General features: G+C 39.4%; 8 protein-coding genes. 1 reads left to right on the top strand and 7 read right to left on the bottom strand.

What is annotated here, in order from left to right:
• Positions 1-11: 11 nt before the first annotated feature.
• The gene (locus N0B48_RS01895) at positions 12-2,765 is read right to left on the bottom strand and encodes a SusC/RagA family TonB-linked outer membrane protein (protein WP_259836231.1); all 2,754 of its coding nucleotides are present in this window, start codon (positions 2,763-2,765) and stop codon (positions 12-14) included.
• Positions 2,766-3,090: 325 nt separating this feature from the next.
• On the opposite strand from N0B48_RS01895, the gene metG reads away from it, so the two are divergent.
• Positions 3,091-5,127 (top strand): methionine--tRNA ligase, encoded by a 2,037-nt coding sequence (gene metG, locus N0B48_RS01900; protein WP_259836234.1) that lies wholly within the window; start codon positions 3,091-3,093, stop codon positions 5,125-5,127.
• Positions 5,128-5,349: 222 nt separating this feature from the next.
• On the opposite strand, the gene N0B48_RS01905 is transcribed toward metG, so the two are convergent.
• From N0B48_RS01905 to N0B48_RS01930, 6 genes are all read right to left on the bottom strand, one after another.
• Complete coding sequence (locus N0B48_RS01905; RefSeq protein WP_259836237.1) at positions 5,350-6,054, bottom strand: class I SAM-dependent methyltransferase; 705 nt, start codon at positions 6,052-6,054, stop codon at positions 5,350-5,352.
• A gap of 318 nt (positions 6,055-6,372) precedes the next feature.
• Positions 6,373-7,185: a siderophore-interacting protein gene (locus N0B48_RS01910; protein WP_259836239.1), complete on the bottom strand. Its 813-nt coding sequence runs from the start codon at positions 7,183-7,185 to the stop codon at positions 6,373-6,375.
• 105 nt (positions 7,186-7,290) lie between these two features.
• Entirely contained in the window at positions 7,291-9,501 is a 2,211-nt protein-coding gene (locus tag N0B48_RS01915; RefSeq protein WP_259836242.1) for a TonB-dependent receptor, read from the bottom strand.
• 636 nt (positions 9,502-10,137) lie between these two features.
• A complete protein-coding gene (locus N0B48_RS01920; protein ID WP_259836244.1) occupies positions 10,138-11,730 on the bottom strand; it encodes an MFS transporter in 1,593 nt (530 codons plus the stop codon).
• A 208-nt stretch (positions 11,731-11,938) separates the two neighbouring features.
• Complete coding sequence (locus N0B48_RS01925) at positions 11,939-13,051, bottom strand: HlyD family secretion protein (RefSeq protein WP_259836246.1); 1,113 nt, start codon at positions 13,049-13,051, stop codon at positions 11,939-11,941.
• Positions 13,052-13,075: 24 nt separating this feature from the next.
• A complete protein-coding gene (locus N0B48_RS01930; protein WP_259836249.1) occupies positions 13,076-14,386 on the bottom strand; it encodes a TolC family protein in 1,311 nt (436 codons plus the stop codon).
• Positions 14,387-14,425 lie beyond the last annotated feature (39 nt).

Raw genomic sequence — 14,425 nt, forward strand, 5'->3', positions numbered from 1 at the left:
TCAGTTGTTATTTAAAATTGAAAGTTAAAGCCTAAAGAATAGATTCTTGGCATCTGATAATATCCGTTATCTATTCCCCCAAAAACCTCAGGATCTACTCCTGTATATTTCGTAATCACGAAAACGTTCTGAGCCATACCATATACTTTCAGGTTGCTTCCTTTAGAAAAAACTTCCCCGAAATTATAGCCAATATTAATATTATCCAATCTTAAGAACGACGCGTTTTCAACATAAATATCTGACTTATACTGAGGTACGGAAAATTTATATTCCGGAGCAGTGGAGAATACATTCTGAAGATATTCGTTGGTAGAGGCAGACTGCAATGAACTATTAGAAGCCATATTGTTATACACATAGTTTCCTAATACAGCTCTTGCGCTCAAGGCAAAGTCCCAGTTTTTATGGGAAACTTTCGTTGAGAATCCTAAAATAGCATCTGGGGTGGTGGATTTGTAATAATACATATCTTTCGTATTGATTACACCGTCCGCGTTTCTGTCTACATACGCTCCGTCTACAGGTTTTCCATTCGTATCATACACCTGCTGATATACCCAAAATGCATTGGGAGCATAGCCTACCGCATGAGCCTGGATTCTGTTTCCAGATCCTCCTTCGATACCTCCTACTTCCATATTGAAAAACTCATCAGCTCTGTCTTTCAGCTTGGTGATTACAGGCTTGTAGTGGGTTGCATTAAAGCTTACTTCCCAGGTTGTTTTTTCATTTTTAACAGGAATTACAGTAATACTCCCTTCGATTCCTTGATTCTTCATATCTCCCACATTCTGCCAGCTGGCATTGCTTAAACCTCCCGCAGGCTCGTCGGCATACACTAATAAATCCTTGGTATCTTTTCTGAAAAGGTCGATAGACCCGGTAATTCTGTTTTTAGCAAAACCATAATCTAAACCGATATTTTTTGTCGTAGTGGTTTCCCAGGTAAGATTTGGATTATAGTTGGTAGGTCTAAACATGAAATAGAATTCATTTCCAAACTGATAACCAGCTCCCGGATAACTTGGATTGTAAGAAGCAAAGGCTGGATAATTATTGGGTTTATTGCCATTCAGGGCTGGAAGTTCCTGCTGACCGGTTTTTCCCCATCCGGCTCTCAGTTTAAGTGTACTGATTGCAGAAATATTTTTGATGAAACTTTCCTCGTTAAGCTTCCAGGCTAAAGAAACCCCCGGAAAGACACCCCATACATTATCAGTAGTTCCGTTAAAGAATCTGGAAGAACCGTCTCTACGTACAGATCCTGAAATAACATACTTATTGGCTATGGTAAAAATAGCTCTCCCATAAAAGGATACCAACGTATTTTGAGTCTGGAAATCCAGGTCCTGCGCATTGATTCCTGTTCCTTTATAGGTAACAGCTCCAGGAATGTTCAAACGGAAATCCTGATAGGCATATCCTGCTGTAATGTCCACACTGGTATTGATCGCGCTTATATTTTTTACATAGTTAAAATAGGTTTCCAGAAGCTTGTTATTCTTTTCCATAGAATAAAAATTGGAACTCCCCTTATCACCATAACCCTGTCTTAAATTACCATCCTTAAATTTATGTCCTTCACTTTTAGTGTAATCATATCCGGCATTTACGTTAAAATGCAGGTCTGGAAGAAAGTGAAATTTATAATCTAACTGGATATTTCCCAATCCTCTGGTTACCGATGATACATCTCTTACGCCTTCAATCATTGCCAATGGGTTTGAATTGGCATTCACGTTATATCCAGTTGCAGATCCTGCATCCAACCACTCATAATAACCTCCGTATTTGGAGTTTCCTGAATATACTGGCTGAGTAGGGTCAAAATAGGTAGCCGCTTTGATCACTCCGCCATCTACAAAACGGTTATCCGTAAAGGTTCCTTTGGCATTCACATTCACAGATAAATGATTGTCAAAGAATTTAGGACTTAAGTTTAAACCTATTGAAGTTCTTCGGAATGAATTTGATTTTACAATACCATTCTGCTCATTATAACCTAATGATAAACGGTAAGGTAATCCTTTAATACCTCCAGAAAAGGCCACATTATTATCCGTACCCCAGGCTGCTTGATAAATCTGGTCCTGCCAGTTGGTGTCTGCATTTCCAAGCTTGGTTTTATAGCTGGCCGGTGCGTAGGTATTAACAAAGTCTCTGAATTCCTGTGCAGTCAGAACATCTACATTTCCCATTTTGGTGGACACTGAAGTCACAGTGGAAAAATTAAGCTTAAATTTTCCCGAAGTTCCTTTTTTGGTAGTAATCAAAATAACTCCATTGGAAGCCCTGTTACCATAAATGGCCGTAGCAGATGCATCTTTCAGGATGTCAAATGTTTCAATATCATTGGGATTAATTAATGATAAGGGATCAGAAACCCCGTTCATTCCTACAAAATCCTGCGGAACGCCGTCAATTACAATCAATGGAGAGTTTTCCCCGCTCAAAGAAGAAGTACCTCTGATTCTGATCTTGGTTCCTGACCCGGGAGCACCACTGTTGTTGGTGATCTGTACCCCTGGCGTTTTACCCTGAATCAGTTGTCCTGCAGAAACTGCTCCTCCGTTGAAGTCTTTTGCACTAACCGAAGTAATGGAACCTGTAAGGTCAGATCTCTTCTGCTTTCCGTACCCGATCAGCACCACCTCCTCAATCTTTTTCTCCTTATTGAGAGAGTCTTGGGTCTGTGCATGTATTATTGAACTGGCCAGTAAAAAAGCCGGTGCAATTTTTAATACCGTTGTAAAATTTTTCACAATATCGTTTTTTTAGTTTCGTTTTAAAAAGCTGTGTTAACAGTTTTGCAATTTATAAAAAAAATAGAATTATTATAATATTATTGAAAATTTGGATAATTTTACGTAAATTGCTTGACTATTTAAAACCAAATATCTGTTTTTCACATGATTACGTTAACGTATGCTTAGCATAATATGTATAAAATATCAACAAAATGTTAAACATCCGTTTAACTAAACTTAATATCAAACGCTTTCCAGAGTGGAAAAAACTTATTATATGGGAAGTTTAGGCGGTTTTAGGGAGATATTCCTTATCTTTGCAGTTAAAATTTTACTATAAATGTCAAACAGAAAGATGATTACGGCAGCTTTGCCTTATGCAAACGGACCGGTTCATATAGGACATTTGGCAGGTGTATATATTCCTGCGGATGTCTACGCAAGATTTCAGAGGAGATTAGGAAAAGATGTAGCGTTTATCTGCGGGTCGGATGAGCACGGAATTCCTATTACCATCAGAGCAAAAAAAGAAGGAGTAACGCCTCAGGATATCGTAGATAAATATCACGAAATCATTAAAAAATCTTTTTCGGATCTGGGAATTTCATTTGATGAGTATTCCAGAACAACTTCCAAAAAGCATTACGAAACCAGCCAGGATTTCTTCAAAGTTCTTTATGAAAAAGGGAAATTCACGGAAGAGGTTTCTGAGCAGTATTTTGATGAGCAGGCCGGAGAATTCCTGGCAGACCGATATATTGTAGGAACATGCCCGAACTGTGGCAACGAAAATGCTTACGGAGACCAGTGTGAAAAATGTGGTTCTACCCTATCCCCTTCAGAGCTGATCAATCCGAAATCCATGTTAAGCGGAAATGTTCCGATCCTTAAGGAAACCAAAAACTGGTATCTTCCTTTAAACGAATATGAAGACTTCCTAAACGAATGGATCATTGAAGGCCATAAAGACGACTGGAAACCGAATGTTTACGGACAGGTTAAATCATGGTTAAACGATGGTTTAAAGCCACGTGCCATGACCAGAGACCTCAACTGGGGCGTTCCTGTTCCACTTCCGAATGCAGAAGGAAAAGTGCTTTATGTTTGGTTTGATGCGCCTATCGGATATATTTCTTTCACTCAGGAATGGGCGGAGAAAAATGGAAAAGACTGGAAAGATTACTGGCAGAGCGAAAGCAGTGACCTGGTGCATTTCATCGGAAAGGATAATATTGTATTCCACTGTATTATTTTCCCTGCGATGATGAAGGCTCACGGTGATTATATCATGCCGAAAAATGTCCCTGCTTTTGAATTCTTAAACCTGGAGAACGACAAGATCTCAACGTCCAGAAACTGGGCGGTTTGGGCTCATGAATATGTAGAAGAATTCCCTGGACAGCAGGATGTTTTAAGATATGCCCTTCTTTCATCAGCTCCGGAAACAAAGGATAATAATTTTACATGGAAAGATTTCCAGACTAAAAATAATTCTGAGCTGGTAGGAATTTTCGGAAACTTTATCAATAGAGTGGCCGTTCTTATCCATAAATATTATGACGGTGTTGTTCCTCAGGGAGACGTCAACAGCCCTGAATTGGAAGAAATCAATAAAGCAGCTAAAGAAATTTCAGGATTCTTAGAAAATTATGAGTTCAGAAACGCATTGACTGCATTAATGAATCTTGCCCGTTTCGGAAACCAGTATCTTCAGGCTGAAGAACCTTGGAAAACGATTAAGGACAGTCCTGAAAAAGCAGCACAATCTCTATTTGTGGGAGCTCAGCTGGCTGTTGCTTTAGCTCAGTTATGTGAACCTTTCATGCCTTTCAGCTCTGAAAAACTTCTTACGATGTTTAATGCTGAACAGGTGAAATGGAGCGATGTTGAAACCCAATCTGTTTTAATAGAAACAGGTCATAAAATCAATGAAGCTTCTCTTCTTTTCTCAAAAATTGAAGACAGCGTCATCGAAGCTCAGATTGAAAAACTGGAACAGACCAAACAAAACAATAAAAAAACAAACCCTAACGCCAATCCTATGAAAGAAGAAATTTCTTTTGATGATTTTACTAAAATAGACCTTAGAACAGCAACCATTTTAGAAGCTGAAAAAGTTGAGAAAGCTGACAAATTATTAAAGTTCAAAGTAGATACCGGCGTTGATATCAGAACTGTGGTTTCAGGAGTTGCAGAAAGCTTCACACCGGAAGAGCTGATCGGAAAGCAGGTGATGATTTTACTGAACCTTGCTCCGAGAAAAATCAGAGGAATTGAGTCTCAGGGAATGTTCTTATTAACGACAAAACCAGACGGAAAACTATCTTTCGTAACACCGGATGACAGCAATGTAGAAAACGGTATTGAGATAGGATAAACCCTATATTTCCAGATAAAACAAAAGACACATGATTTTTCATGTGTCTTTTTTATTTTGTTTCTGTCATTGCGAGTGCAGTGAAGCAATCTCTTAAGTAAAGCTTAAACTTAATGATCTTAAAAACTTAATTTTAATCTTAATGGTTTAAAAATAATAACCATTAAGAAAGAGTTTAGTGATTAAGATTGCTTCGCTGTGTTCGCAATGACGAGGACACATTTACTTTTTTATCAGTTTTGCCAGGTAAGAATCTTCATCCTGCATTACTTTTTCTATGGTAAGGCCATTATTTTCAGCCGCATTTTTCAGGGTTTCAAAATCAAGATAGAGCCATTTGATAGGATCTTCAGATTCTCCTTTATAATGAACGATATAATCCAGTTCACCATAATAACCGCCGGCCGGTATATAAACGCCACCATCTTCATCACGGTCAAACATATACAGAATATCTGTACTGTCGATAATGATTTGTCCGTTATCACTTACTAGAGTGTGCAGTTTTTGAAGATAGGTATCAATTTTTTCCAGGCTTTCAAAAATCCCGGTTCCATTCATCAGAAGCAGAACCGTATCAAAAGTTTCTCCAGAAAAATTCAGCATATTTTCACATACCGCTTTTTTGATTCCTCTCAATTGGCAGACTTCAATAGATTTTGGTGAAATATCTAACGCTAAGACATCAAGATCTCTTTCATTCTGAAGATACAAAGCATGAGAACCTGCACCGGCTCCAATATCCAGTACTTTTCCCTGAGCAAGCTCAAGCGCTTTCTGCTCAATACCATTCATCTCTTCAAAATCTCTGAAAAGATAATTTACCGGAAGTTCATCCAGTTCCGAGATTGAAGTTTCCGTCTGCAGATCCTCAGGATTTTCGTTGTGAAAATAATCCCAGACTGCCTTACCCATTAAATCTTTCATTGTCGTCTTTAAAAGTGCAAAGATAGGAGTTTTCGGGTGAAGGTTGCAAGTTTCGGGTGTGCGTTTCGGGATACGGGATTAGAGATACGGGGTTTGGGTGAGAGTGTTTTTTAGTTGTCAGTTGCTGGTTTTTTAGTTGCTAGTTTGTAGTAATTAAGTTAATGAATTCAGCGTCTGATATCTGAAATCTCATATCTATTATAAAAAATTCACCATTGACAACTATCCCGCCTACAATCCAAACAAACAACCATAATTTAAACTACGGCCTATTCCCTGCAACCTGCTACCTATTATCTGCTACCTAACACCTGCCACCTACCCCATCGAATCCTTCTCCTTATGTCTATCCTTTTCCGATTCATTTTCTGCTACACCTGCTTTCCAGTAGGAATAGGCATTGAGCTCCTGAGCGGTCCAGTTTTTTTCTTTTCTGAGATAGGTACGGATTTCTTTAACGCTTGAAAATTCTGCTGCCACATAGCCGAATTTTGTAGTTTCCGGAAGGGTGATTTTTTTTACGGTATCAGCCATTTCGCTACTGATATGCGGAGTGGCGTTATGAAGCCATTTGAATTCAATATCAGCTTTGGTTTCAAGGGTTTGCTCATCTTCTTTTCCATGAACTTCAATGATGCAGACTCCTTTTGCTGTTTCCGTCAGGGTTTCCAACATGGCACTCAGAACAGGAATGGCAGTAGCATCTCCTACAAACAGGTACCATTCGGCTTCCGGATACATTTCTTTTGCTTCGGTTCTCATCATGATGCCCAATTTTGAACCGGCTTCGGATTCACGGGCCCATTTGGATGCAGGACCGCCATCGCCGTGGTCAACAAAATCAATGATCAGTTCATTCTTCTCAAGATCAATCCCTCTGTGGGTGTAGGTTCTTACGGCAGGAGCCACTTCTTTCGGAGGATACACCCATTGGCGGTTTTCATCCAGTGTCGGAAAATGAATTTCATCCAGACCTACAGGAGGAACAGCGATTTTATTATTGTCACCGATGGTTGTATTTTTAAACAAATGAGCTTCCGGAGTATACAGATAGACTCTGATATAATGATCAGTGATATACTCTTTTCTCGTCATTTCCGCAACAATGCGGCCTGTTTGAATTTTAGCCATAACTGAATTTTTAAAGTTAAAATCCGGCTTCCGTTGATGATGAGAAGCCGGATCTGTTATTATATGATGCATTTAAATCAAGACTAAACGGCTCGATTTAAATTTTTAAAAATCAAAGGTATAAGACAGGTTAAATGTTCTTCCTCTTCCTTTGTAGTTGAACAGTTCAGGAAGTCCGTAAGTGGAATATAAAACCTGGGAACGTTTGCTCCAGATGGTCTGATAATCGGTATTGAAAATATTCTGGATTCCAAAATTGAATTTACCCCAGTCGAAACGGTATCCTACCATTAAATCTGAAGTATTGTAACCATCGATTTCATTTTTAAGATCGTCCGTCAGTTTGAAATTCTGTAAAGACTGGAATCTGAATGACCAGCTTTTAACGTTATATCCGATGTAGGTAACCAATTTTGAAGGGGAAGCATTGTAAATTTCCTGCTTTTTCCATTCATCATTATTCTCAACCTCTGATTTAATCAAAAGTCCGCTGGCTCCGAAGTAAACCCCGTTGTTCATGGAGTAAGAAACCTCAGCTTCTATCCCCATATTTCTCAGCTTTAGATCATTGACAAGGATCTGGAATGTTTTTCTGTCAACAGTAACTGTTTTATCTGAATTGCTTAAGAAACCGGCGATCTGTCCTCTCAAACCACCTTTGTTGATACGATATCCCACTTCAAACTGATTGGTTTTGATAGCTTGTAGCGGCTGTTCTTTTACATTGATACTTGAAGTTACATCCCAGTTTGCACCGTTCAGTTTATAAACACCAATTCCGTAATATTTCGATGGATCTGCCAAGCTCACTCCCTGAGAAAATGTTCCCCAAGCCTGATGTTGTTCATTGAATTTGTAGAGTAAACCGGCATTGGCCAATGTTACATTATACGAGCTTTCTCCACCCGGAATAGCAGAAGCTGACCTTCCGTATCCCATGGCAACCTGAGTCTGCTGCACTGAACCTACAAAATCATCTACTTTTACATGGATATTCTGATATCGGATTCCTCCATTCAACTGAAGTTTAGGTAAGATATCGTATTTAGCCTGAACATATCCTGCGTAACTCTGAGAATTGTTGGTAGGATATCTTCCCAGGCTGTATTGAGTCTCATTGACCAAACCTCCGCTTGACATTGTTTTGGCAATATCATAGACCGACTGGGTTCCTTCGAATTTTTCAAGATCAACATCTACTCCATACGTCACATTCAGACTTTTCCATGATTTCGACAACAATGCTTTTACCCCAGAATAATAGGTGTCCTGTTGTGAAGAAGACATATAAGCAACAGGTAATGTACCAATTGCAACATTTCCAGGAAAAGGATAAAATCCTAACTTCTCTCCTCTCGCAGCCAACTGTACATACAGATCCTGACCTCCTAAAATATTGTTTCCGTTGTAGGCAACCGTTCCCATGAAACGTTCTGTTCCTACATTTTTATCGGATGAAAAACCGTCACGCATTTCCAGAAGTCCTGCATTCTTCGTTGTAAAAGCACTTAAATTCTGGCCTAAATAAAGACTTCTGTCTCCATTAAACTTAGAATTGTAATATTGAAGAGATGCGGTGATTTTATGCTTGTTATTAAATTTATAACCTCCTGTTGCCAATATATCAATAGACTGGTTGTACTGAAGATCGGTTTGAGTAATATCGGTTAAAACCTGGTTTTCATCGGCACCATAAACACCGCCATTCTGTTGGTAAGCAATGCCTAGTCTTCCGAAAAACTTCTCTCCTTTTACTGCAATAGCTTGTGCTGCACGGAAATCATGGTCGTCTTTGCCCATGAATCCTGTTCTTGCTCCCAATTCCGTTTCTCCGCTGATCCCGTTTTTAGGAGGTGTTTTTGTGATGATATTAATGATACCGCCGGTTGCATTCCCTCCGTAAATAGAACTGGCTCCGGAAAGCACTTCTATTCTTTCGATATTAAACGGATCAATAGCGTCCAGCTGGCGGCTGATGGCCCGGATACTGTTTAGCGAAACTCCGTCTATCATTACTAATGCAGAACGGCCTCTCATGTTCTGTCCGTAGTTGGTTCTTCCCTGTGGCCCAATGTCCATACTTGGAATCAGGATCGCAAGCATTTCTTTGATAGGAACTCCGCTTTTCGCCTGTTCCTGAATTTTTTCTTTCTGAACCACCCAGACCGTTCCCGGGATATCCGAGATCTTTGTCGGTTTTCTGGATGCCACGATCACTACATCATCAATCCTTTTGGAGGCTATAGAATCATTCGCTGTCTGGGAAAATACAATTCCCGAAGCTAACAGACCTATGAATGCATACTGCTTTTTCATTCTTTCTTCTCAAGTTTTATAAACCTCCAAATTTAATTTTTATTCTTTCTAAATAAAAACAGCAAGATATGAAATTATTCATATTTCATTAAAAAGAGCCTGAATCCGGGATAAGACATTTGTTTTTCTAATGATTTCAGGATGCTCAAAGTATACATCTGAGCACCTCATAACGTTTCAGGATGCGAGGTTTCCTAGTTCAAGCGAGGAACTGCCTTTTACATTTATACAATCTTTCAATTTCAAAACTTGGACGTGAGATAAGCCTTTTTTTAACGCAAAGATTTACAGTAATTATGCATAGTTTAAAGGTTGCAAAGACGGAATCGATCTTTGATCGATTCGATTAAGCGGATGTTTTATAACGGTAGCTTCATCAGTGACACGGTCACGACCTTTGCCTTCCTCAAAACTGAACGTTAGCAAAATGAACCTTTGCGTTAAAAAAAGCTTATATTTTCCTCAACTTTTACAAGTGATCCAATGTATTTTCAAGTCTAAAATTCCACACTTTTTCTCATGAAATAACTGAGCCCAAACTCAGGTTAAAAAGGCATGTTTTATCTATAGCCATAAAAACGTAAGATCCCGGACTTCGCAAAGCCAAGGATCTTACTCATGAAAAACAAGGTCTCTTTAAACCGCAGGCCCGGCTGCGTCTTTTATTTCTTCTAATAGTTGTTTCCGTTCACGGAGTCTTCTTCTCGCAATCACAGATTTACCACCAAGCACTCTAATGAATCTTAGATACTGGAATCTTTCTCTTCCGAAATGATGCGTCATCACATACAAGAGTACTCCAAAACCTACCAGAATAATGTAACCGAAGATCTTTTTGCCGGATACAATGATGGCATTCAGCTGAAGAGTTTTCATATTGGCTGCCAAAGTCTGCGGAGTAACCGTCATTCCATCGATATACACCGCAAGATCTCCTACTGCCGTAATCTGAAAACGATACTGAAACCATGAATACAGTGCTGAAAAGAATCCTACCGCCAGAAACGTTCTCCATACCAAAACCAGCCCGATCGCCGCCAGCATATCATCCATTTCAAGTTTGTCCAGGGTATAGAACCATACTGAAATAAACAGTGAACACATTCCGAATCCTTTTAAAAACATCGGCAGGTACCAGTTCTCATAATTGAATTCTAGAACCATCGAAAAGTACATAATCAATGCATACCCCATCATCGCCGAAAACCCCGAGAAGATGTACATTTTCAATGGTATTTCTTTTTTAAACCAGAATACGGCAATCACTCCTGCCAGGATAATTCCGGGAACCATGAGCAGATTCAGTCCTGCATTCGTCTGCTGATCATATCCGAGAACTCCTACCGCAAAGGTATTCTGAAGCGAAGTCGTTCCTAAGAACATTCCCAGCCACAACAGCATAAACAGGCCGTGCTGCACATTATTCTTTTTGAAAATTTTGAATGATAAATAAGGTCTTTTTAAGGTGAACTGACGAACTACAAGCAATGCAAAACTCACAAAAGCTGCAATACTCGCATTCATAATATTTTTAGAATTCCACCAGTCCTGCTGTTTCCCGAAAGAAAAAACATAAGCGGAAAACATAAACGTAGAAACAAACAGCATGATGCTCATCCAGTCAATGTAGTGCAACGGAACCTTTAATGCAAAATATTTATTGTGCATAAAGATCCAGTGAATTAAAGCCAGTATAAAACATAATACCGCTGCAATCACATAGAAATGCTGCCAGTTATAATTAATGGAAATCACCGCCGCATAATAAGCCGCCACCTGGTTCATCGCCAAAACAAAGGTGTAAAACAGTCCGTAAAACATTCCTCTGTTTCCAACCATCACCATAAGCGGAAGAAATAACTCAATGGTCACCATCATCTTTAAAAAACCAATTCCCAGAGCCGTAAATACAAAGATCATTGGCTGCATCGTTGTAGCATTAATATAACTCAACACCCCCAAAAGTACGAGCAGTACCGCCATTTTATCCCTGACCTTAAATCTCATCTTCAGTCTGATAACAATGGGCATACAAGCCCCCATTCCGATTGTGGTCGCATAATTCGCCCACATAAAATATTCTGTCATCGCTCCGGTACCGCTTACCAGATAACTGATGTTTCCGGTATACACCCCGCCAAGCGGCATCACCACTGCCAGTAGCAGTACGATGAGCAGCAGCTGTACGGGTTTTGGTACCCAGTCGTTATATAGTCCTTTGTTGTACATTTTTTTTTAGATACTAGATGTCAGATTTCAGATAACAGACTTTATTATTCCGTCCTCAATTTCTTCTTCAGTTAAAAGTCTGAGATCTGATATCTATTAGTCTTAATTTTATGTAGTTTATTTTATCAGATGCCAGATAGCAAACATTCATCATCCTCAATTCCTCACTCCAAAGTGTCTGATATCTGATATCTGATGTCTCTCAGTCTTAATTGATATTCACATTCATATTCATTCCCGCGCTCAGTTTTTCCAGATCTTCTTTTTTATTGGAAGTGCTGAATTCTATTCTTACCGGAATTCTCTGCTGTACTTTGATAAAGTTACCCGTAGAGTTGTCTGTTGGAACGCTGGAATATCTTGAACCTGTCGCTGCAGAGATAGCTGTGACTACGCCTTCAAATGTTTTTCCTCCCAAAGCATCAGCTGTCATCGTCATTTTTTGACCGATCTTAATATTCGGCATCTGTCTTTCCAGGAAGTTGGCTGTCACCCATTTCTGACCATTCAGAACAATGGTAGCGACCTGCTGTCCCGGTTGGATCAATTGTCCTTCAGAGATCGTTCTACGACCCATAATTCCGTCATATGGTGCTGTGATTACGGTATAGGAAAGATTAATTTTTGCCATATCCAGTGCTGCTTTCGTTCTTTTAATCTCAGCATCATTAATTCCCAATTTACTTCTTACTTCAGTGGTAGAAAGGTTAGCTGACTGCTTTTGATTGACCAAAGTTTCATACGCCGCTTTCTGAGCATCATATTCAGTTTTAATCTGATCGTATTGTTGTCTGGTCACCGCTTCTGCAGCGAGAAGATTTTTATATCGGTTTAAATTCTGCTCCGCGTTCCAAAGTCTGGCTTTTGCGCCTGCAATATTGGATTCCATCACACTTACGTTATTGGAAACGGTATTAACAGATGAACTTGTTGCCGATCTCTGTGCCATCGCATTCTGATAAGCTGCTTCTGCCTGACCCAGTTGGGTTAATATTTCATTTTTATCCAGAATAACCAGCGTATCTCCTTTTTTCACCTTCTGATGTTCAATGAATTTGATGTCTTTGATATATGCTGAAACTCTCGTATTGATCGGGTTAATGAATTCCTCTACCTGAGCCGCTTCCGTGTAGGTTTTGTCTCCAATGTGGAAATATTCACGGACCAGCCAGAAAAGCCCGAATCCAATCACCAGAAATACAACCGTATTGGAAATGATGGCTCTTATTTTATTTTTTTTGTTCTGTTTCTTTTTAACGGCTGCTCCTGATTGAGCCGGAGCGGCCTGGGTATTTTGAGTAGTTTGTTCCTTGTTTTCCATTATCTTGATTTTCAGTTTTTAAAATTAAAGCGTTCCTGAAGCCTTCAGCAGGTTATAATATTGATACAGCACATTGATCTCCGCATTGGCAAAATCCAGCTCCGACTGAAGTTTCTGATTCTGCGCATCGATCATTTCAGCCTGTACCGCCAATTGGTTTAAGTATTTAGCTTCCGTGATCTTGTAGTTTTCTTCTGCCAGTCTTTTTGAATCATTCAGGATGTCAGCCTGTTGGATCGATTCCTGGTATTTCACATACGCTGCATTCACTGCCATATCTACATTCTGCTGAACCAGTGTCACCGCATCGCCGGCCTGATTTTTCTGTAATTCACCAAGCTTTACTTTTTCTTTGGTCTTGTATAAATTATCGATATTATAGCTCAGTGAAACGCCAGCTTGCCATCCTCCGGAATACATATCCAAAACTGGATTTCTATTCGTAATCGGACGCTGTAAAGTGTACCCTCCGAAACCGGATAATGTTGGCATCTGATCTGTTTTAATAATTTCAATGTTCTTATCGGCAACATCAATATTTTTCTTTGCTGATTTCAACTGAGGATTGCTGTCATGAGCAAGATCCATGTAGTAATCTATCCCGATTCCGGATTCTTTATCCGTTAAACTTTCAACGGGAACGATTTCTGTTTCCGAAGGAAGTCCTAAGGCAATATTTAAATTGTAATTAAGAATCTTTTTATTATTCGTCAGCGTCAGAATACCCTGATCAAGATTTTTAATGGCTAGTTCTCCACGGATTACTTCATTACGGGTCACCATTCCTTGTTGATAGAATTTCTGGATATTTTTCAGACGTTCCTGAGCCAGTTTTTTATTATTTTCAAAAACGGTTTCCTGATTGAACATTTTATAAACGTCCAGATAATTGGAGATCACCAGAAATTTTACATCAAGTTTATTTTTTTCCAGATCCAGTTCAGAAAGCTGCTCACGCAGACCGGCCATTTCAATGGATTTGCTTACCAAACCTCCTTTAAAGATCAATTGGGTAGCCTGTACAGCATACGAGCTTCCGTAATGAGGCATCGGAATATTGGTTGAATTCGAAAAATCTTTATCGATAGCTACCGCATCTCCCAAATAGAACTGACTGGTAGATGCTGTGATGTTAGGAAGCTGCTGAAGTTTTGCAACATTTGTATTCTGTTTTGCAATGTCAATATTCTGGGCAGCCACTTTTAACTGCTGGTGGTTTTTCACAGCCAGATCGGCGGCTTCACCTGCGGTCATCTGTTTGATCTGTTGAGAAAAAAACAGCGCAGGGAATAGAGCTATCACGAGTGATAGTGCTGTTTTTATGTTATTTGTCATTTTACCTTGTTTTACGAATACAAAGTTACGGCGACAACA

This window comes from Chryseobacterium herbae, from assembly GCF_025154075.1.
GTDB lineage: Bacteria > Bacteroidota > Bacteroidia > Flavobacteriales > Weeksellaceae > Chryseobacterium > Chryseobacterium herbae.

Coding starts and splice junctions, on each gene's coding strand:
- metG (WP_259836234.1), top strand. CDS start 3,091: ATGTCAAACAGAAAGATGATTACGGCAGCTTTGCCTTATGCAAACGGA.
- N0B48_RS01905 (WP_259836237.1), bottom strand. CDS start 6,054: ATGAAAGATTTAATGGGTAAGGCAGTCTGGGATTATTTTCACAACGAA.
- N0B48_RS01910 (WP_259836239.1), bottom strand. CDS start 7,185: ATGGCTAAAATTCAAACAGGCCGCATTGTTGCGGAAATGACGAGAAAA.
- N0B48_RS01915 (WP_259836242.1), bottom strand. CDS start 9,501: ATGAAAAAGCAGTATGCATTCATAGGTCTGTTAGCTTCGGGAATTGTA.
- N0B48_RS01920 (WP_259836244.1), bottom strand. CDS start 11,730: ATGTACAACAAAGGACTATATAACGACTGGGTACCAAAACCCGTACAG.
- N0B48_RS01925 (WP_259836246.1), bottom strand. CDS start 13,051: ATGGAAAACAAGGAACAAACTACTCAAAATACCCAGGCCGCTCCGGCT.
- N0B48_RS01930 (WP_259836249.1), bottom strand. CDS start 14,386: ATGACAAATAACATAAAAACAGCACTATCACTCGTGATAGCTCTATTC.